The 20,078-nt window shown below is 64.5% G+C and carries 15 protein-coding genes; 2 read left to right on the top strand and 13 right to left on the bottom strand.

Annotation, left to right across the window (positions count from 1 at the left end):
- Positions 1–57: 57 nt before the first annotated feature.
- Positions 58–1,305 (bottom strand): DUF6986 family protein, encoded by a 1,248-nt coding sequence (locus JQT59_RS35000; protein ID WP_213574232.1) that lies wholly within the window; start codon positions 1,303–1,305, stop codon positions 58–60.
- A gap of 1,300 nt (positions 1,306–2,605) precedes the next feature.
- Between JQT59_RS35000 and JQT59_RS34995 the strand changes: the two genes are divergently transcribed.
- Positions 2,606–3,175, top strand: coding sequence for a hypothetical protein (locus JQT59_RS34995; RefSeq protein ID WP_213574230.1), 570 nt, complete (start codon positions 2,606–2,608; stop codon positions 3,173–3,175).
- Between the two features lie 451 nt (positions 3,176–3,626).
- Here JQT59_RS34995 and JQT59_RS38590 read toward each other — a convergent pair whose 3' ends face one another.
- The 12 genes from JQT59_RS38590 to JQT59_RS34935 all read right to left on the bottom strand — a co-directional run bounded on the left by JQT59_RS38590 (position 3,627) and on the right by JQT59_RS34935 (position 17,556).
- Positions 3,627–3,839: an IS3 family transposase gene (locus JQT59_RS38590; protein ID WP_502939894.1), complete on the bottom strand. Its 213-nt coding sequence runs from the start codon at positions 3,837–3,839 to the stop codon at positions 3,627–3,629.
- A gap of 318 nt (positions 3,840–4,157) precedes the next feature.
- On the bottom strand, positions 4,158–5,081 hold the full coding sequence (locus JQT59_RS34985) for a hydroxyquinol 1,2-dioxygenase (RefSeq protein ID WP_213574226.1): 924 nt from the start codon (positions 5,079–5,081) through the stop codon (positions 4,158–4,160).
- Between the two features lie 35 nt (positions 5,082–5,116).
- Positions 5,117–6,196 (bottom strand): maleylacetate reductase, encoded by a 1,080-nt coding sequence (locus JQT59_RS34980; RefSeq protein WP_249354066.1) that lies wholly within the window; start codon positions 6,194–6,196, stop codon positions 5,117–5,119.
- A gap of 120 nt (positions 6,197–6,316) precedes the next feature.
- The gene (locus JQT59_RS34975; RefSeq protein WP_213574224.1) at positions 6,317–7,849 is read right to left on the bottom strand and encodes a class I adenylate-forming enzyme family protein; all 1,533 of its coding nucleotides are present in this window, start codon (positions 7,847–7,849) and stop codon (positions 6,317–6,319) included.
- A gap of 402 nt (positions 7,850–8,251) precedes the next feature.
- Complete coding sequence (locus tag JQT59_RS34970; RefSeq protein ID WP_213574222.1) at positions 8,252–9,178, bottom strand: alpha/beta hydrolase; 927 nt, start codon at positions 9,176–9,178, stop codon at positions 8,252–8,254.
- A gap of 8 nt (positions 9,179–9,186) precedes the next feature.
- Positions 9,187–11,472, bottom strand: a complete 2,286-nt coding sequence (locus JQT59_RS34965) for a CaiB/BaiF CoA-transferase family protein (RefSeq protein ID WP_213574221.1) — start codon at positions 11,470–11,472, stop codon at positions 9,187–9,189.
- 59 nt (positions 11,473–11,531) lie between these two features.
- Positions 11,532–12,830, bottom strand: a complete 1,299-nt coding sequence (locus JQT59_RS34960) for an LLM class flavin-dependent oxidoreductase (protein WP_213574219.1) — start codon at positions 12,828–12,830, stop codon at positions 11,532–11,534.
- 150 nt (positions 12,831–12,980) lie between these two features.
- Positions 12,981–13,301, bottom strand: a complete 321-nt coding sequence (locus JQT59_RS34955; protein ID WP_213574217.1) for a hypothetical protein — start codon at positions 13,299–13,301, stop codon at positions 12,981–12,983.
- 127 nt (positions 13,302–13,428) lie between these two features.
- Positions 13,429–14,097 (bottom strand): 3,4-dihydroxy-2-butanone-4-phosphate synthase, encoded by a 669-nt coding sequence (locus JQT59_RS34950; RefSeq protein ID WP_213574215.1) that lies wholly within the window; start codon positions 14,095–14,097, stop codon positions 13,429–13,431.
- Positions 14,094–14,612 (bottom strand): flavin reductase family protein, encoded by a 519-nt coding sequence (locus JQT59_RS34945; RefSeq protein ID WP_213574213.1) that lies wholly within the window; start codon positions 14,610–14,612, stop codon positions 14,094–14,096. Before JQT59_RS34945 ends, JQT59_RS34950 begins: the two co-directional genes overlap by 4 nt.
- Positions 14,613–14,825: 213 nt before the next feature.
- Complete coding sequence (gene lipP1 / locus JQT59_RS34940; protein WP_213574211.1) at positions 14,826–15,788, bottom strand: LipP1 family hormone-sensitive lipase; 963 nt, start codon at positions 15,786–15,788, stop codon at positions 14,826–14,828.
- A 91-nt stretch (positions 15,789–15,879) separates the two neighbouring features.
- Positions 15,880–17,556, bottom strand: coding sequence for a flavin-containing monooxygenase (locus JQT59_RS34935; RefSeq protein WP_213574209.1), 1,677 nt, complete (start codon positions 17,554–17,556; stop codon positions 15,880–15,882).
- Positions 17,557–17,732: 176 nt separating this feature from the next.
- Between JQT59_RS34935 and JQT59_RS34930 the strand changes: the two genes are divergently transcribed.
- Positions 17,733–20,063, top strand: coding sequence for a LuxR C-terminal-related transcriptional regulator (locus JQT59_RS34930; RefSeq protein ID WP_249354064.1), 2,331 nt, complete (start codon positions 17,733–17,735; stop codon positions 20,061–20,063).
- Positions 20,064–20,078: the final 15 nt, after the last annotated feature.

Below are 20,078 nucleotides of genomic sequence, written 5' to 3'. Positions count from 1 at the left end.
GAGCAAGTGTAGGGCGTCGGTGATGCCGCCGGAGCGTCGCCGACCGGGTCCGGCCGCTCAGGTACCCGGGACTACCGCGCGGGAGACGAGGTTGTGGAGGACGTCGACCGTGCATCCGGGGGCTTGCGCCAGTACCACGTCCTCGTCGAACGCGCCGCAGGCGAGCCCGCGGAGAACAACGGTGGCGAGGGCTTGTGCCGTGGCCGGTTCGTCCACCACGCCGCCGCCCTGCCGATCGAGGTAGGCCTGCAGGCGGGTGGCCGCGGCGGGCAAGGCACCCCGGTAGAAGTCGAAGGTGGCGAGCCAGCGGGTGATCAGATGCCCGGGATGCATGTCCCAGCCCTGGTAGTAACCGCGCTCGAGCGACCGGGTGACGAGCCGGTAGTGCCGGGACAGTGCGGCGCGGACGTCGTCGTCGCTCCCCTGCGGGACGACCTGGGTGGAGCCGTCGCAGACCCACACTCCGGTCTGGGCCGCTGCTACCAGCATCACGGACTTCGCGTGGTCGGCGACCGGATGCTCGAGCGATTGGAAGCGGGAGGCGATCCCACAGGCCGCGCTGTAGTCGTAAGTGCCGTAGTGCAATCCGGTGCACCGCCCGTCGGCGAGATGAATTGCCTTGGCGACGGTGACGGTGCCGTCCGGGCCGATGACGGCCTGGGGGCTCTCGATCTGCAATTCGAAGTGCAGTGACCCGTCCGGCAACCCGTAGGCGCGTTCGAGTTCCTCGCACAGTGCCACGACAGCGGTGACCTGCGCCGCGGCGCGCAGCTTCGGGACGGTAAACACGAAACCGTTCGGAACGCCGCCCGCACCTTCGAGGACGAGCTCGAGAGTGCGGATCCCGCGGCGGCGTTCGTGGGGCGCCAATCCTTTGGCGCGAATTCCGAGGGATCGCGGGCCGTCGGGGTCGGACGATAGCAGGCGCAGTGTGCGCCCCGCGTCGAGCGCGGCGGCGTCCTCGATGTCATCGCCCCGCCATCCGTACCCGTCCTCGAAGTCGATGCGCAAGTCCATGACCGGACGGTTCTGCAACACCGTACGGACATCGGGCAGAGCGCCGGTGGTTCCGACGGACTCGAGCGCCTCGGCGTAGCGGTCCAGCAGCGCCACCGCCTGTTCCGACCACCGCCGTGGGGTGTCGGGGCGCGCATCCGCCGCACTCACATAGAGGGTGTGGATGGGCTGAGACTCCGGACGATCACCCGGAAAGTTCTGTGCGAGAGAGGTGTCGACGGGGTCGAGAAGGTCGTCGACGCGGTCGAAGCCGCTGTCCGGGAGCCGACTGAGGTACTGGGGATTCACAGCACGATCTTGGCAGAAATGCCGGCATCGCGAGGAGTGGCCGACACCCCCCACCACAATGACCGCGCAACATGCGGAAGCCGGGATCGAGCTGAGTACCGTATGACCTGAGCTTCGCCACTATCGAGCATCACGGTCGTCGCCTAATCGTTGCGGCATCAGATTCATTGAGTCAGGCCAGTGAGGCGATGTGCCGGATCCATACCGCGCTCGTAGTAGCGGTTCGAGGATGATCTCTTCACCCTCGATGGTGGTCCGACGGACGGGAGGCGCTCATGTTCGAATTATGCCGGACCCGTCGGCGCGGAGCGGACAGGCATGCGACTTGCCACCGGTGATCATGCGCAGTGAGGGTTTCCGCGCGGGGTAGGTGCGTCTTCGCGGTTGCGTCGACGCAACCGGCACCGCCATAATGTGGGTGCCCGAGGCAGTAGCCGAGGGAAGTGGTTCGTGTAGGAGGTCTCCGGGGCGTAAGTACCCCTGTAGGCAGCCCCGCTCAGCGGTTTCCAGCCTTGCGCGCCCATCCACATACGGCGAACGCCCCTCGCAATGCGAGGGGCGTTCTCGTGTTCTCTACACCCGCACGGCGGTGATGCGGTGGGCGATCTTTGCGCGCATGCTGCCGCCGCGGCCCTACGCCCAGGCATGCACATCCGGGATCCATAAGAGGGAGTTCGAGGGGGTCGATCGTGGGTGTACCGGAACGGGGCTGCGGCGCCGAGTTCGTCGCGCATGACGCGGTTGTCCTCGTGGTCCTGATCGCACGACTCGATGACCAGGTTCGTCACCGGCACTTGCGCTAGATCCCGCACCGCGGCAGCCAGGCCTGGAGCTCGTTGACCTTGCGTGAACTCATCACGTAGATCCGGCTGTTCGCCAGCCCACCCGGTAACAGCCTGGAGGGCCGCGGCGACGATGGTGACGAGGTCGTCGACCAGGAGCGGGGCACTCTGCAGGCGGGGCCGGTCGCCGTTGGCGGCATAGTCGCGGCGGATGTTCTCCGCGCGCGACCGCTGGATGGCGTCGGCGATCCGCGCGGCCACCTCCTCCAGCAGCACGGGCCCCGCGGATGCTGTTACCGGCCCGCGCAGGCCTCGTTCACCGGTTCGATCGTCACCGACGCAGGCTATTCGAGTACACCGACACTCTGCAGAGCAAAAACGCGGTGACGTGCGGATTCGGACCCGACGCTGCAATAACTGAAATTATCGCGGCCTAGTGCGTACAAACTGCCCTTCGCGCACACATCGCGCACTCGCGGCACGTCGGGAAATCTCGCCGGAGGACTTTGCACGCGTCGATGACGTCTACACCTCGGGCATTCGAGCCGGTTGCCGCTGAGGTAGCCGAGTGCCCGCTCGAGGGGCGTGCCCACACCGACCAGGACGCGCGTACCCCTCGCGAGGGTGTCCTGTCGTCACAGTCGGCGTTGCCGGTCATCGACCAGGTCGCGCTGCTGCGTTTCCTCGGAGCGCTGGCCGCCGACAGTCGCAGCCGTGGTCACACGATGGCGCGGTTGCGCGGCGCGCAGACAGGTCTGCGAATGCACGGCATCCGCCTCGACCTGCCCCCAAACCTGGCCCTCAGTGTCGCACCCGGACTGACCACGGTGCCGATTACCGAGCAGATCGCCGACCGCGGGTCGAGGCTCGTCCGACGGTGCGCGAAAGTGCGACCCGAGGCATCGTCGGCGTCTCCGAGGCAAGTGCAGCGAATCCGCTGCGAAGATGAGGCGGACCGTGGCATGACCGGGCACAGGACCATCACTCCACTCCATTGGCCAGGCGTCGTGGTGGGCGAGAAGGCAGGAGGCAGGCTCTGTCGCGGTCCGCGTGAGTCGGCGTTCGCGCACCTCAGCGTCGTCTACTGACATCCGGCGACGAGACCTACTGACATCGAGTGATGAAATTGAAGTCGCGCTGGTGACACTCAGTTGACGAATCGCACAACGGTGCAGGATTTCGCCGCTCCTGTCACTCATACGCCGTGCTGACCTGATAATTTGCAAAGCCTTGTCACCAAGGGATTCTCACTTAAGTGTCAGAATCATCTAATAGTCCGGAGACGTCGAGTGAGAGGCCACACAAGATTGTGGGCGGGTAAGCAGCGTGGAAATGTCACCAACGGCTCACCTATCCGTTCGACGTCTCCCCAGCTCAACGACCGAATCCTGCCCGGACACTGCTGACATTCTGTGTGGCCTGTCGCTGACATCGAGTGACGTTTCGCCAGGTCAACCTGCTGGCAATTTCGCGCGGCCCCACGAATCACATACAAAGTGAAGTGACACTTGAGATTCCCCCGCTTCTCCGGAGACCTTTCTATCTGGCTCCGGTGAACTCGGGTTCGATGATATCTGTTTCCCGTCCCTCTGCTCGGTTACGGTAGGCCTGTTCGTATTCGTCGGGTGACAATCCGCGCAGGCCGGCCTGGATCCTACGCGGGTTGTGCCATCCATCGATGTACCGGAACAATGCCGCCTCCGCCTCCGATATGGTAGCGAAAGTCGTTGCAGGCCAGTGGGAAGCGAGCAGCCGTATATTGGTCGAACTGCTTCATTTGCGAACGAACCCGACATAGCTGGTCATGCCGGCCGCGCGCACTGCTCTTCGCCTTCTCGTGCCGCGCGTGGATCTTCCAGTGCGCTGGCTCGGGTTTCTTGGCCCTTGCGGTACCTGCTGGGCCGGTGGTGCTGCTCGGAGTGCGGGTGCGGGTGATGAGGCGGTGGGGGGATCGAGTCACCAGCGCGGTACCGGCCGGGCACCTGCGACGTCGGCCTCGTCCGTACTCGCTCCGGCAGGGGCCCGCTCCTGTGACATCTGTTCCGGCCCTTCCCTCTCTGGGTGGGTAGCTCACGCGTCCGAGGGGGCGAGCACGATGTCGAAACGCACGCGGCTCCAGGCGCCGTCGATGATCCGCCCATCGGGAGTGGGTGTGCCGGCGGGCTGCTGCTCGAACCTCTTGATCAGCGACTGCTTGACACCGAAGACGGAGTCGTCCCACAGAATCGGATCGCCCGCGGGGAAGATGTGGGTCACAAGCGTGCGACGGCCCTCGCGTGTGACCATGAAGTGCAGGTGCGAGGCCCGCAGTGGAGAGCGGCCGACCGCGGTGAGCAGCTGCCCGACGGGACCGTCGTCAGGGATGGGGTAAGGGGTGGGGGTAAGAGCCCAAAAACAGTAGCTGCCATCCGTATCGGAGTGCAGGTGGCCGCGGGCCGATCGTTTACCGGCGTCGTACTGGACGTCGTAGAGACCGTCCTCGTCGGCTTCCCAGACCTCGATGCGGGCGCCGGCCAGCGGGTTTCCGTCGGTGCCCGTGACGTTTCCCTCAACCCAACAGGCCTCGCCCGGGGCGCCGAAGGCGATGTCTCCGCCGCGCTCGACGCGCGGGCTGTCCTCGACGAAGAACGGCCCGAACACGGTGGCCTCGGTCGCGTCCTGATATGCCGCGTTGTTGATGTTGATCGTCTGCATGGAGGCGCCGAGAGTGTCGCTGAGCAGCACGAACTCTTGACGCACGTCGTCGGTGATGTGGCCCGCCCGGGTGAGGAACTCGATCGCCGCACCCCATTCCGCCTCGGTGAGCCGCACTTCGCGGATGAACGAGTGCAGGTGCTGGACCAGCGAGACCATGACCTCTTTGAGGCGGGGATCCGGTGTGTGGTCGAAGGACTGCACCACTTTTTCCACGAGTTGGTCCTCGATGGTCCGCTGCGCGGGGGTGACGTCGCGGTAGATGTGGCCGCGGGCAGCGTCGTTGACGAAGCTGGGCATCTCGCACTTCCTTCTCTCGGGTCTCGGGCGGCTGCTCAGGCCGGCTGGTCGCCGGCCCAGGCTGCATGGATCAAGGCGGTGACGCCGACTTCGGTGACGGGGGCCGGGTTGCCCGCCGGGATCGCCTCGAGAATCTTGGCCGCAGCCTCTGCGATTCCGTCCTGCGGCATGCCGTAGTCGCGCAGCGCTCGTGGCGCGTGCAACGAAGCGTAGAGGTCGGCCAAGCCCGTCACGGCTGTCTTGCTGTCCAATGCAGCGGCGATCCGCTCTTCGGCCTCCGGTGCCTCGGACGCGTTGAAGGCCAACACGTGCGGGAGCACGACAGCGTGGGTTTGCGCGTGGGGCAGATTGAACATTCCGCCCAGCACGTGGCAGATCTTGTGGTGCATTCCCGACCCTGCTGAGGCAAAGGCCACTGCGGCGAGGTAGGCGCCGTACAGAGTGTGCTCGATTCCCTCGATGCTGCCCGGGTCCGTAGCCACGATGGGAAGCCCGGCGGCGAGGCCGCGGATGCCCTCCTGCGCCAGGGCGCGGTCGATCGGATCTGCGTGTGGTCCCCACATCGAGTCGACGCCGTGGGCCATGGCGTTCAGTCCGCTGGACACCGCGATGGGCCCGGGCAGGGTGGCAAGCAAGGCGGCGTCGTACACGACAGTGCGGGGGAGCACGCGGGCGTCGACACCGGTCGTCTTGGTCGTTCCCCTCGTCATCCCCCAGACGTTGGTGGCCTCCGAGCCGGCATAGGTCGTGGGTACCGCGACGATCGGCAGCCCGGTTGACAGGGCCACCGCCTTGGCCAGCCCGGTGGCCGACCCGCCCCCCACTGACACCAGTGCGTCGGCACCAGCTGTCACGGCCGCTTCTCGGGCACGCTCGGCCACCTCGACAGGCACGTGCATCACCACCTCGTCGTGATGATGCACGACCGGTGCCCGCTGGGCGATCGTGGCCGCGAGCGAGCGCTCCCGGGCGGAGGCGATCAGCATGACTCTCGTGGCGCCGATCGCCTCGAGTTCGTCGGCGACCGCAGTGGAGGCTTGGTGAGCGGCGAAAATCACCCTCTGCACGAGGGACTCGTGGGTGAACTGCATCGGCTCGGTCCGTTCTGAATTCATGCTGGATAAGGGCGGTGAGAAAGTCGATTCCCAGGCGGTCCGTGCTGCTTCGGACAGCGAACTGCCGGAGGACTCGTAGCGGTGAGTGTCGATTGCATGACGGTTCTCACTGCCGGTCGATCACTGGTCGAGAGTGTCGATGGTGTGACTGAGCTTGCGGCGCATGATTTTCCCGCTCGACGTCTTGGGTAGATCGCCGACGAAGCGGACCATGCGCGGTCGCTTGTAGGCGGCGAGGTGTTGTGCCGAGAAATCGATGATCTCCCGCTCGGTCAGAGTCGAACCGTGTGCGCGGACGACGTACGCGCACGCGAGCTCGCCTTTGGTCTCGTCGGGGACTGCACCGACCGCGACCATGACTATGTCGGGATGTGCACTGAGCACCCGTTCGATCTCCGCGGGATAGATGTTGTATCCGCCGGTGATGATCATGTCCTTGAGCCGGTCGACGATGAAGAGGAAACCGTTCTCGTCACGTCGCGCGACGTCCCCTGTCCGTAGCCATCCGGACTTGTCGAGGACCTCGCTGGTAGCTGCCTCGTTCCCGAAGTAGCTCTTCATGACGACGGGGCCGCGAATCAGCAGCTGTCCGGCCTCACCGTCGGCGGCTTCCCGTGTGGGATCTCGTAGGTCGGCCAGCCGCACATCCATTCCGGGGAGGGGGATGCCGATCGAGCCTCGCGGCCCTTGAGCGTGAAGGGGATGTGTCGTGCCCAGCCCTGCCAGTTCGGTCATGCCCCACAGTTCGATCAAGGGAGCATCTGACCGTTGTTCCCAGCGCTCGATCGTGGTTTCCGGCATGGTCTGGCCCCCGACAGTTGATCGTGTGAGGGAGGACAGATCGGCGTTGTCCAGTGCGGGATGCGACAGCATGGCGGCATACATCGCGGGTACTCCTTCGAACATGGTCGCGCGGTGTTCACCGATCCACGCGAGGGTTGTTGCCGGGTCGAAGCGCTCCATCAGGACCACCGTGCCACCCACCAGCCAGGTCGAGTTGATGGCCACATTGCCGTAGACGTGGGGAGCAGGCAGTGCCGTGACGACGATGTCCGCGTCTGTGCGTCCGTGCATGGTGGCGGTGAGCCCGAAGTTCTGGATCACGGCGCGGTTGCTCTGCACGGCCCCCTTGGGGTGCCCGGTGGTGCCGGAGGTGTATCCAATCGTGCACGTGTCGTCGAGACGCGGCTGGTGCTCGACAGAGTCGGCTGGGGTGTCCAGAAGAGTCTGGAACGCCACGGTGCCGGGCACCTCCGGAGAACCGAACACGATCACATCGCATTGCTGGGGGAGACGTGCCGTCACCTCGACGAGTTTGCCGGCCTGATCCGCACCGACGAAGACCGCTGCAGAGCGGGCGTCGCGCAGGACGTATTCGACCTCGTCCGTTGTCAGCATGACGTTGATCGGATTGACCACGGCGCCGGCTTTCAGCGCGCCGTGATAGGCCACGAGCCATTCCCAACGGTTCTGGGAGTACAGCGACACGGTCTGACCGGGCTCGACACCGCGGGAGTGCAGAGCGCCGGCAGCACGACTACTGGCAGCATCGAGTTCGGCGAAGGTCATGGTCCGATCGCCGGTGACCAGTGCAGTCTTGTCGGCGAAGCGGGATGCGGCATACGGCAGGACCTGAGCGGGGCCGTTGAGCATGATGTTTGTTCCGTTCGTGGAGTTTTCGGGTAGGGCGAAAAACACCGACCGGCCCGAGCGGTCGACGTCGAGAGAAACGTGCGGATCAGCAAGTTGCAGATCGCTTCGACACGATCGAGACGTACTTGTCGCAGATACGCCATGGGCGTGTTGTCGAGATGCTTCTTGAAGCGCTCTTCCAACGACCGCACACTCGAGTGAACCCGCTCGGCCAGATGACCCACCGTGGTGAGGGCCACGGGATCGTCTTCGATCAACGTCTGTGCGTCCCGAAGCGGACCTACCGGACACGACCTGACCGGGCTGCGGATCAAGTCGGAGAAGTTGTCGGGTTGGACAACACCAGCGACGTGGTCACGACGTCCGTCAGTGACGCAGCACCACGCAGGTTTTTCTTCGAGGTCACACTCTTGCCGGGGTGGGGGAGCCGAGTCTGGCGGCAAGCCACGCTCCGGCGTCGGCGACGGACCGATCTGCTTCGGGGGCTCGACCGGCCATGAACTGGTAGACGTGCTGCTGCCCCTCTTCGACGACGAAGGTGACGTCGACGCCGGCCTGCCGGGCCCGCTCGGCGAATCTCTCCCCGTTGTCGAACAGGCATTCGATGTCGCTGGCGGTCATGTACACCGGGGGGAAGCCCGTCAGATCTGCACGAAGAGGGTTCGCGCGCGGGTCGGCTGCTGCACCGGTGTCCTGGATGTATGCGGCCGCCATGTCTTCGCACAGCGGCCGCTTGGCCAGCGCGTCGAACTGTTCGTTGCTGTCGAGTGTGCCGGGCAAGGACTCCAGGTCGAGCCACGGTGAGAAACCGAGCACACCAGCCGGGAGCTCGATTCCGTTGTCGCGCAATCGCACAACCGTCGACAAGGCCAGGCATGCTCCCGCGGAGTCGCCGGCGAAGGCGATGTGTGCCGACTCGAAGCCCTGGTCGAGCAGCCACGTGTAGGTGGCCTGGGCATCGTCGATGGGCGCCGGGTATGCGAACTCGGGTGCCTGACGGTAGTCGAGAAGCAGCACTCTACGGTTGGCGGCCTTGGCGAGATGGCCGGCCAGCTTGCGGTGGCTGTGAATGCTCTGGACCACGAACCCGCCGCCGTGGAAATAGACGATCACACCGTCCTGGTCGCCGTCCTCGGGTTCGCACCACATCCCGGGTCGTGCGCCGGCATCGACGTCGCGGTAGGTGACGCCCGTCGGCTCTCCGGTGACGAGATGGATCTGGTCAAGCAGCGCCCGCCGAAGCGCCAGGTCGATGTCTGGAGCGGCGCTGAGGACGGCGACGGTCGCTTCGTAGTGGGCTTTGAGCGCAGCAGACTGGGGGCTGGGCATCGATTCTCCTAGTTTTCGAGTGAGGTCGCGTGTCGAGGGAGGTCACGGACGGTGGCGGTATGGGCTCCGAGAGCACCGGGGTGTTCGTGGATTCGGTCGGGCACCGGCCACGGGGGAGACCCTGCGCCGAGGACGGGTGAGGTGCGGTTCTCGCCGTTCAGGGCATAGCGGAGGATCCCCCGCTGGTGCCAGACAGGGTCGTTCGCGACTTCGTCGATCTCTCGGACGGGCTGAGCAGCGATGTCCCGTTCGGCAAGCGCTGCAGACCAGTGCGCGCGGGTTCGTCGGCGAAGGGCACTTTGGATCTGTTCGGCGAACTCCTCGTCGTCGCAATCGGAAAGTGCAGCGGGGGTGGCAGTCGAGAGCCCGAGTGCCGCGCGTAGATCGTTCGTCTGACGTGGTGCGGCGGCGAGGAACAACCATCCGTCCGATGCCTGGTACAGCCGCTGCAACGGCGTCCAGCCGCGGCTGTCGAGCCCGGACGGTTCCGGAAGTCTCGCGGCGTCGGGCCCGCCGTCGAAGAGGTAGATCGCCTGTTGGAGGGTGGCCACATTGGTCAGGGACGTGCTGATGTGCTGGCCACGGCCGGTGCGGCTGCGATGGAGCAATCCCAGGACCGCTCCGAGGGCACCCATGATGCCGGTGTTGACATCGCACACGAGGTAGGGCTGGTAGATCGGCCACCCGTCGGAACCGCCGTATCGGCTGGACAAGCCGGTAACGGCGACCGCTTGGTTCTCGTGACCGCGGCGGGCACGCCACGAACCGCTCCGCGCGTATGCGCCCATGGAGACGTACACCAGGTCGGGGTGTCTTTCTTGCAGACCGTCGTAACCGAGGCCGTATCGTTCGATCGCGCCGTAGGCGTAGTTCTGCAGGGTCACGTCGCTCTCGTCGACGGCTGCACGTATGGCAGCGTAGTCCTCGGGGTCCTGAACATCGAGAAACACCGTTCGCTTGCCGCGGTTCGTGTACGAGCCGTGGAATCCGTTGTTACCGTGCGGATCCGGGTTGGCGATCTTGACGACCTCGGCCCCGAGGTCCGCCAGCAGGCGTCCGGAGATCGGCCCTGCAACGACTTGTGAGAATTCGAGTACCTTCACACCTGCGAGGGGCGGTTCGTCAGCTGCCATCGTCGGTGCGTGCGCCCGTGCCGGCTCCGCGAGTAATTGACGGATTGTGTTCGCGTCGCCGCCGACGAGAGACCGGGGGTGAAGGACTGCCGGCGTCTCGCTGAACTCCAGGGCAACCCCTGCCATCGTCAACGATCCGAACTCCGGATCGTCGAGCTCGACGACCGTGCGTGATTGTCGGGCATGGTCGTTCTCGAGCCAGGCACGTGGTGTCCGGACCTCGGCGGCCGGACTGCCCAGTTCGAGGACAATACGCTCCCAATATTCGGCTGGCCGGGTAGCGATGAGCTCGACGAACCGGCACTCGGCGACTCGTTTGAGGACGGGATCGGTAAATACCTTCTTCATGTCGCCGAGTCCGTCGGCACACCAGGACTTCCACACCCCTGCATCGGTGAGCAGTCCTTCGACGAACCGCGGGTAGGACACTTGATCGAGGAATCCGCCGTCGCTGCATCGGTAGGAACCGAGGAACGCCTTGGGAAGATCCTCCCGGGGGCCGACGAAGTCCGGAAACTCGAGGTGAAAGCCGATGACTTCCAGCATCGCCTCCGAGAGCGGCACGTCCAGGCAGGTGCCCCGTCCGGTCTGCTCTCGTCGATACAGAGCAGTGACGATGCGAAGAGCACCGAGAATCCCCGCGGTGTTCGATGCCAGAGGAAGCGCCGTCAGCAGCGGGCGACCGGGGTCATCGACGGGGGAGTGCGCCCGCGCCTTCCAATCCCAGTGCTCAGACAGACGACGGTAGCCCGCCGTCGCCGCCAGCACGACTCCTTCCCACGCGGGAAGCGCCGAACGCGGGTCGCACGCAGCAAAACCCGGCAACGAGCAGTACACCAAGCCTGGATTGGTCCGCAGAAGCTCAGCGGAACCCAACCCGAGTTTGTGCATGACACCTGGACGGAAGTTCTCGACAACGACATCCGCCCGTCGGCACAATTCGCGCGCTGTATTCCGGTCCTCGTCGCGAGTGAGGTCGAGATTGATACGTCGTTTGCCGCGGTTGAGGTAGGCGTCCGGTAGCCCCGCCAGCCGGGGGCCTGTCGGCGGGTCGATGTGCACGACATCGGCACCGTTCTGCGCCAGAAGTTCGGCGGCGAGCGGGCCCGCGACGTACTGGCCGAAATCGATGACGCGAACGCCGTCCAGTGCACCAGGCATGCAGATACCTTCCTTCTTCGATGTGGGGCGACCAACGGGGCAAATCGCCGACGCCGCGATCAGTTGCTCGGCACCTCGAGCAGCGGTGCGCTCTCGGGCGATCCGCCGCATTCCGCGCGCAGAACCGGCATGATTTCCTCGGCGAAGAGGTGCATCTGCTCCTCAATTTCCTTGCCGGACAGGCCCGGAGTCTCGAAGATCGGCAGAACGAGGTAGTCCTCGAACCCGGCTTCATAATCTCGCATGAGGCCATCGATGACCTGTTGCTTGCTCCCGTGCAGCATCATTCCGTTGTTCTCGAAGAACTCACCGGTGAGCCGAACTCCGTGCGGCAGGTGGATACCGCTGATCAGTGAATCAGCCACGTAGTTCGGGAAGTGGAAGAGCCCGTTGCGCATTTCGGGTGTGACGTCGCCGATGTGGATGAACCGTAGAAACGAGACACCGCGTTTGCGCTGCGAATCCCACCCGAACTTGAAGGGATCTGCATTGCCGCGGTCCGGCCAGTCAGCCTTCTCCGCTTCCGAGTGATAGGCCTCGAGAACGTTGCGGACGTCGTCGCCGCCCGCGCCGAGGTGACATACGTTGAATCCACTGCGTGCTGCAGCACGCACCGAGTTGGTACTCAGCGCGGTCTGCCAGATCTGGGGATGTGGCTTTTGCAGGGGCTGTGGGTACACCGACAGCTCTTTGAGGTAGTCCTTGCCGTCCCGGGTCTCGATCACGTCGTCCAGCTGCCGTTCGATACCGGGCTGGGAAAAGTATGCGCGCGTCAGAGCGGAATCCCACGGCAACCACTTCGGTGGTATGGAGTAGAACGAACCATGGTAGGAGAATGAGGGTTCCGTCCATGCCTTCACGATGATCTCGAGCGCCTCGTCGAAGTAGGCCTGGTTGCGGAACTGATCGACATCAGAGGAGCCGTACGCTTGACCGAAAGGCTCGGTCTCCCGAGTACCGCCACCACGTCCGACTCCGAACTCCAACCGGCCGCCGGAGAGCACATCGAGCATGGCCGCTTGCTCGGCGAGCCGGATGGGGTGATGCCGCGGCAAGATGTTGGCCATCTGCCCGATGCGGATCTTGGATGTCCGCATGGCGATTGCGGTGCCGGTCTGCAACGGGTTCGGCGAGAATTCGGCACCTTCCGGCTGAAAGTGATGCTCGGTGAGAAAGAAGTAGTCGAATCCGAGCTGTTCAGCGAGTACAGCTTGTTCGATCTGCTGGACCGCAACCCGCTGATAGGACCGGTGTACTGCCGCCATGTCGGCCTCTGCGAAGGTCACATTCGGGTCGTCCGCGACTCGGCCGATCGGCAGGTCGGTTCCGCCGTTGTGAAGGACCGAAAACTCGATCATGTCATTCCTATCTGTTATTGGCTTTCGCCGTGGTTACACACTGACGAACACTCCAGTGGTCTATTCCTCACTGTCATACGTCGGCAATCGGCAAGGGAGGAAGAATGCCGAACGTCTCGCAGATCGCGCCTGCGAACGCGCAATTTGCGGTTACTCAGCAGACTTCGGCAAATACTCCACGTGCGCCCACACTCCACCCCCGTCAGGTGAGACCCACTGTTTCGTCTGCGCGTAGTCGATCATCTTCGACCATCCCTGGCTCCACTGCGGACTGGCGGATGCAGCCTCGGCCGCTGACCGTAGCGCTTCGATGTCCAGCAGAATCCGGCCGTCCGTCGAGGTCGTGCCGATTCCGGTTTTACGGAGAGCCGCGTTCACCTCTTCGGGGAGCAATACCGTTGCTACATGAAGCCGCGAAAAGTCTTCCGGTTCCACGATTGTCGCGGCACCTTGGGTTAGCGATACGATCATGGTGACCTCTTCGGGCGGGGTTGGACGAATTGTGAGTGGCAGGACCCTGGAACGGCAGTTCCGGGGGTGTACAACAGAGTTGCCGAGACAGCGGATACGCCGCGATCGGTGGATAGGGTTTGCGGAATCACGTTGATGTGCCCACCATCCGTTCAGCACGTTGCGGGCACGAATCCCATTCATTCGTCATGGACAAAGTCCGCACTCCGTGCGCGCGAGCAAACCACGCAATGTCCTGGCGTGTCGGTGAGTTCACCGGGTCGATGTCCAGTGCGAGCTCCGTGAACACGGCGGTCGGGTTCCCAGTCGCAGCATCGGCGAGGAAAGACGCGAAGGTCGGGAGTTCCGTCGCCGGTGGCATTTCCGGATCCACCGCCACCGGTATGAGGTGGCCGGGACGGGTGAGGTCGGACATTGTCGACGACGGATCCGCGAGTACCCGGGCAGTGCGTGTTCTGTCCGCGGCCGATATTCCCGTGCCGATTCCACTGGCTGCGTCCACGCCGACGCATTGGTGAGAGCCGACGGACCGCTGCCGTCGACCGTACATTTCCGCTGCCTGCGGGATGAGGAGACGGTCACATGTGGGGGCGGGAACTGCCACTTGCAGGAATCCCGACGAATGGCGGATCGCCCACGCGGTCTGCCTGGTCGATGCCGTGGCAGCTGCGAAGACGATCGCGGCTCCGAGCGGGTGCACGATAATGATCGAGCGTCCCGCGGCGAGTTGCCCAACCCCTTCGGATCCCTCACGCGTCAGATTCGGCCGTTCGATAGCCAGCTCGGCAACAGTCATGATCGCACCTTCTCGACCGGCGTCTTGACGAGATGCGCGAGATCGAGGAAATCTCTGCGAAAGTACACAAGTGGAAGGGCGGCTCGTTGTACGGCAGCGGCAGTCACCTCACCGACCACCTGAACGTGGTCACCGAGCTGCTGCGTCGAGTGCATCCGGCACTGCAACGAAACAGATGCGTCGGACAGGACCGGATCTCCGGTACTCGATGGAGCCCAGTCCACATCGGCAAAGCGGTCTCCCTGTCGAGAGAACGCACGGCACAGAGGGCCGTTGTCGTGACCGAGAATGTTGACGGCAAACGTCGGTGACTTCCTCATTTTCGGCCACGTGGTCGATGAGTTGTCCACGAAGAACGTGATCATGGCCGGTTGCATGGAGACCGCGGCAAACGAGCCGACGGTCAGCCCGACGGCCACACCTTCCCGGGTTGTCGTGACGATCGCGACCGGTGTGGGCACGAGCCGCATCGCCTGTCGGAAGTCGTTGGCCCGCAGCTCTTCTGATGAGGTCATCGGTTTATGGCCTTCCTGTGAGTTGTGAGAGTGCGATTCCACTCTTGGTTGGACGTTAGGAAAATGCGGACTTCCGCGCTGACCGCTGATCGCGCCCGTCTGTCCAGATAACGCGATTGCGCGGCCGTGCTGTGTTCGCGGGCGCTGAAGCGTTGACTATCGGCAGATTCCACCATGCGCTCGTCGCACCATCACAAACGGGAGGGACGGCGGCTAGGAGACCGCCGGCCGGTCGTTGGTCGGTCGCTCGGCGAACTGCCGTCTCAGGTATGCGGTTACCGCAGAACGGATGTCGGCGACGCGCGGTATGGCGCCGGAGATCCAGTACACGCCGTGGACGAGTCCGTCGAAGCGAATGATCTCGGTCGGAACGCCGGCATCGGCGAGTTGTTTGCCATACGCCTCGGCCTCGTCGCGGGGGACCTCGTATTCCATGGTCAGGATGAGAGCGGGCGGCAGGCCGGTGAGGGAGGTGGTCCTCGAGGGGGTGGCCAGGGGGTTGTCGGCGTCCTCGGCGGTTCGCAGGTAGTGGTTCCAGAACCAGTCGAGCCCGGCGGCGGTGATGATGTATCCCTCGCCGAACTTTGTACGTGAGGGTGTGTCCGCATAGGGGTCGACAACCGGATAGGTGAGCACCTGGCACGTCAGTGCCGGTCCGCCTTCGTCGCGGGCACGCAGTGCGGCGACCGCGGCCAGATTGGCGCCTGCGCTGTCGCCGTGTACGGCGACGCGGGTGGGATCGCCCCCGAATTGGGCGGCATTCTCGGCGAGCCAGCACAGCGCAGCGTAGGTGTCGTCGGTGGCGGCCGGGAACTTGTGCTCGGGTGCGAGCCGGTAGCTCACGGCGGCGACGATGGTGCCGGCGTCGTTGGCCAGAGCCCGGCACAGTTCCTCGGTCACGGTGAGATCGCCGGTGACGAAGCCGCCGCCGTGGAAGTACGCCACCACTGGCAGCGGTCCGGGTGCATCGGGAACGTACAACCGGATGTTCTGGGCCCCGGCCGGACCGGGATAGGTGGTGTCGATCACCTGAGCCACACACTCCTGCGGGGCCTGCAGGTCGACGAAGGACGCGACGGTCGCCCGCGCCTCGGCGACACTCAGGTGTTCGAAGGGCCGGACTCCCTGCTCATTGAGGCCATCGAGCAGATTCTGTACTGCGGCATCGATCGGCATCGGTTTCTCCTAACGTGTGCGGACGGCCCAGCCGGCGCATGAGTGGGTGCGCCCGAGGCGGCGCATTCGACAGTGGGTACGGAACGGACGGTCACCCGATCTGCGCGGCGGCCCGTTCGAGTGCGGGCGCACCTTCGGCCGAGAGGGTGAAACCCTCGTAGCCCTTCGCCACGACGTCGGCGCAGATCCCGCGGTAGACCGCCGCGCCGCCGAGGTAGACCATGCACACCCGCGGCTTGCCGGGAATGTTGGCACCCATCCACCAGGAGTCAGTCTCGGGAAGCAATGTTTGCTGTGCGAGCTCGGTCGCGTGCGTCACCCAACCGCTCTCGGCCTCGAGCGTCGCTTCGATCGTGTCGAGACCGTTCTGTTGCAGGTAGCCGATGGAGTCGGCGATGAAGTCGACGTGGTCCTCGATCGCCAGCGGCATGTTGTACAGCACCGAGGGGCTCTGCGGGCCGGTGATGAGGAACAGATTCGGGAAACCGTGGACCGACAGACCCAGGAAGGTGCGCGGACCGTCGACCCACTTGTCGGCCAACTTCTGCCCACCTCGTCCGACGATGCCCATCTCCAGCAGCGGCCCGGTCATGGCGTCGAAACCGGTGGCCAGCACGATGACGTCGGCGTCATATTCGGCCGCGGTGGTCCGCACCCCGGTTTCGGTGATCGAAACGATCGGTGCATCGACGACGTCGACGAGTGTGACGTTGGTCCGATTGAAGGTCTCGTAGTAGTTGGTTTCGCACGGTGGACGTTTGGTGCCGTACGGATAGTCGGTAGGTGTCAGCTTCTCGGCGACCGCAGGATCGCTGACCCGCTGACGAATCCGTTCGCGCACGTACTCCGCGATGGTGTCGTTGGCGGCCCTGTCGACCAAGATGTCCTGGAACGTGCCCACGGAGAACCGGAAGCCGCCCTCGGCCCAGCACTCGTCGAAGACGCGACGCCGCTCCTCGGCAGTCACCGCTAGCGCGGACGGCAGCGGAGCCAGTTCCGGTATGCCGCCACTGGTGTTGCGGGCAGCTTCACGTACCTGGGGGTAGTTCGCCTTGACCGCGGCAACACGCTCCGGCTCGGAGGGCTTGTTCCCGAGCGGAGTGGCGTAGTTCGGGGTCCGTTGGAAGACCGTGAGATGATCAGCCTCCTCGGCAATCTCGGGTATCGCCTGGATTCCACTCGACCCGGTGCCGATGATCGCCACGGTCTTGCCGGTGAAGTCCACACCGTCGTGAGGCCACTTTCCGGTGAGGTAAACCTCGCCGCGGAAAGTATCGATACCGTTGAACTCCGGTGTCTTCGGAACCGACAGGTTGCCGGCACCACAGATCAGATACCGCGCGGACACCGTCGCCCCGGTGTCGCTGCCGACGTGCCACACACCGTGTGTCTCGTCCCAGACCGCAGAGGTGACCCGGGTCTTGAAAGTGATGTCCGTACGCAAACGGAAGCGATCCGCCACGTGATTGAGATAGGCCAGGATCTCCGGTTGACTTGCATACTTCTCCGACCACTCCCATTCCTGCTGGAGGTCGGCGGAGAACGAGTAGGAGTAGTGCAGGCTCTCGATGTCACAACGAGCACCGGGATACCGGTTCCAGTACCAGGTACCCCCGACCCCGTCTCCGGCCTCGATCACTCGAACCCGCATTCCCAGCTGATCGCGGAGCTTGTGCAGGGCATACAGTCCGGCGAATCCGGCCCCCACGACAATCGCGTCGAAGTCCGTCGGCGAGGTGGGTCGCTCGTCAGCGTAGGCGTCAGTCATGATGCTCTTTCTCGAGGAGGGCCAATGCAGAAGGCGCGGGAGTGGCGATTTCCGCCGGGGCATTGCTGCTTGTGTGAGATCAGCATCGTCGTGCGCACACCCCGCCCGCATGAGCGAGATCACTCTATGACCTACCTGTGTTGACAGTCACAACCTCCGCGGTATGGGGTAGGCACGTGCCCGCTGCAGACCCACCCCCCGAGTCGATCGATTCCCCGAGACGTCCCCGCGCCGCCCTCACCAGCTTCGTCGGACGCCGGCGGGAACTGTCCGACGTCAAACGCCGGCTGACCGAGACACGCCTGGTCACCTTGACCGGGCCCGGCGGCGTGGGGAAAACCCGCATCGCGCTCGAGATCGCGGAACGCTCTCGCCGTGCCCTGCGCGACGGTGTGTGGATCGTGGAGCTGGCAAGTCTCAGGGACGCCCGGAGACTGTCCCAGGTGATCGTCTCCGCCCTGAATCTGCCGGACCAATCGAATCGCGATCCGCTGGACAAGCTCGTGCACTACCTGCGCAATCGGCAGATGATCATCGTGCTCGACAACTGCGAGCATCTCCTCGCGGACTGCGCGCGGACGGTCGAAACACTGTTGAGCGCCGCCCCCGGGCTCCGCGTCCTCGCCACCAGCCGCGAGCCCCTCGGCATCCACGGCGAGGGCATTTGCGTCATACCTCCCCTGACTACGCCATCCACCCGGCACTCGCACACCGCCGAGGCGGTCATTCACTACGAGGCGGTCAGCCTCCTGGTCGACCGCGCCCGACACGTCCTTCCCGACTTCGAGGTCACCGACGACAATGTCGAGGCGGTGGTCCAACTCTGTGGACGCCTCGACGGGATCCCTCTGGCCATCGAACTCGCGGCCACCCGATTGAGGTCGCTGTCGGTCACCCAGATCGTCGAGCGACTCGACAAGCGGTTCACCTTGCTGACCGGCGGCGACCGGGTCGCCATGCCGCGGCAGCAAACCCTGCGGGCCCTGATCGACTGGAGCTTCGACCTCTGCACCGAACATGAGCAACTGCTGTGGGCGAGGCTGTCGATTTTCCCCGACAGTTTCGACCTCGACGCTCTGGAAGAAACCTGCGGATTCGCCCCCCTGAGTGCCGAATCACTCATCGACCTTCTGGATCGATTGGTGGCGAAGTCGATCGTGCTCACCGAACGGACCGGCGAACGGGTCCGCTACCGGCAGTTGACGACCATTCGGGAGTATGGCGCGGAAGTGCTCGAGTCCTCCGGCGAGTCGTCGACTCTCAAACGGCGACACCGCGATCACTACCTTCGTAAGGCCGCGGTGATGGTCGAACATTGGTGTGGGCCCGGTCAGGCCGACGCACTGGCGGTGATGAACGAAGACCACCCGAACCTGCTGTCCGCCCTCGAATGGTCCGCCAAGACCGCCGACGAAATCGGAACGGCCGCTGAGCTCGCATCCCTGCTCCGATATCACTGGATCGCCGGCGGCTACCTCAGCGACGGTCGCCGCTGGCTGGATCAGCTCCTCGAGTCCGGCGCGATGTCCACCAGCCAACGCGGACAGGCGTTGTGGGTCAGTGCTTGGATCGCACTCCTGCAGGGCGATCGCGACGAGGCAGTCGAGAAGCTGATCGAGTGCGAAGAAATCGCCGATAAGCTCGGTGACCGCAGATTGGGGGCACATGCCACTCAATGGCGGGGGTTACACGACTTCGCCACCGGTGATGTCACCGGTTCGATCGCGCGTTACGAGAAAGCCATAAGTATCCACACCGACTTCGCCGATACCGCGTCGGTACTGACCGCCTTGTTCCAGCTCGCGAGTGCTCAGGCATACAACTCGCAGGACGAGGCAGCACTGCAGACCTGCCGACGAGCGATCGAGATGAGTGAGCAATACGGTGAACAGTGGAATCGCTCCTACGCCCTATGGATCACCGGCCTGTGCCGCTGGCGGCAAGGCGAATCAAAATCGGCGAGGACGGCAGCCCTCCAAGCGCTCCGACTCGCAAGGGATTTCAAAGACAGCATCTGCACCGCACTGACGATCGAACTCCTGTCTTGGATCGCTGCATCGGCGGCAGAATTCCGAACCGCGGCCGCACTCGCCGGTGCCGCGGCCGCGGTCTGGGCTGGGCTCGGGACCGACGTCAAGGCCTTCGGGCCGCACCTGCACCAAGCCTCGATCCACTCCGCCCAGAAGACCGCAGAAGAACTGGGAGAAACCGCCGTCACGGCGGTGGCGCGGCAGAACGCGACCATGACACTCGACTCCGCAGTCTCGCTGGCCCTGGGCGGGCCCGAGCAAACCCGCAGTGACAGCTCATCCGAGAAATCCCCGTTGACCGAACGCGAGAATGAGATCGCGAACTTGGTAGCGGAAGGCCTGAGCAACCGCGCCATCGCGCAATCCTTGGTGCTATCTACCCGTACCATCGACGGTCACGTCCGACGAATACTCACCAAACTCGACTTCACATCACGCACCCAAATCGCCTCGTGGATCGCATCCCAACAGGCCTGACTTCGTCGACGTCAG

The organism is Rhodococcus sp. USK13 (assembly GCF_018343855.1).
Classification (GTDB): Bacteria; Actinomycetota; Actinomycetes; order Mycobacteriales; family Mycobacteriaceae; genus Rhodococcus_F; species Rhodococcus_F oxybenzonivorans.
This window is presented reverse-complemented; position numbering and strand designations above follow the sequence as displayed.

Coding starts and splice junctions, on each gene's coding strand:
- JQT59_RS34995 (WP_213574230.1), top strand. CDS start 2,606: ATGACGTCTACACCTCGGGCATTCGAGCCGGTTGCCGCTGAGGTAGCC.
- JQT59_RS34985 (WP_213574226.1), bottom strand. CDS start 5,081: ATGCCCAGCTTCGTCAACGACGCTGCCCGCGGCCACATCTACCGCGAC.
- JQT59_RS34980 (WP_249354066.1), bottom strand. CDS start 6,196: ATGAATTCAGAACGGACCGAGCCGATGCAGTTCACCCACGAGTCCCTC.
- JQT59_RS34975 (WP_213574224.1), bottom strand. CDS start 7,849: ATGCTCAACGGCCCCGCTCAGGTCCTGCCGTATGCCGCATCCCGCTTC.
- JQT59_RS34970 (WP_213574222.1), bottom strand. CDS start 9,178: ATGCCCAGCCCCCAGTCTGCTGCGCTCAAAGCCCACTACGAAGCGACC.
- JQT59_RS34965 (WP_213574221.1), bottom strand. CDS start 11,472: ATGCCTGGTGCACTGGACGGCGTTCGCGTCATCGATTTCGGCCAGTAC.
- JQT59_RS34960 (WP_213574219.1), bottom strand. CDS start 12,830: ATGATCGAGTTTTCGGTCCTTCACAACGGCGGAACCGACCTGCCGATC.
- JQT59_RS34955 (WP_213574217.1), bottom strand. CDS start 13,301: ATGATCGTATCGCTAACCCAAGGTGCCGCGACAATCGTGGAACCGGAA.
- JQT59_RS34950 (WP_213574215.1), bottom strand. CDS start 14,097: ATGACTGTTGCCGAGCTGGCTATCGAACGGCCGAATCTGACGCGTGAG.
- JQT59_RS34945 (WP_213574213.1), bottom strand. CDS start 14,612: ATGACCTCATCAGAAGAGCTGCGGGCCAACGACTTCCGACAGGCGATG.
- lipP1 (WP_213574211.1), bottom strand. CDS start 15,788: ATGCCGATCGATGCCGCAGTACAGAATCTGCTCGATGGCCTCAATGAG.
- JQT59_RS34935 (WP_213574209.1), bottom strand. CDS start 17,556: ATGACTGACGCCTACGCTGACGAGCGACCCACCTCGCCGACGGACTTC.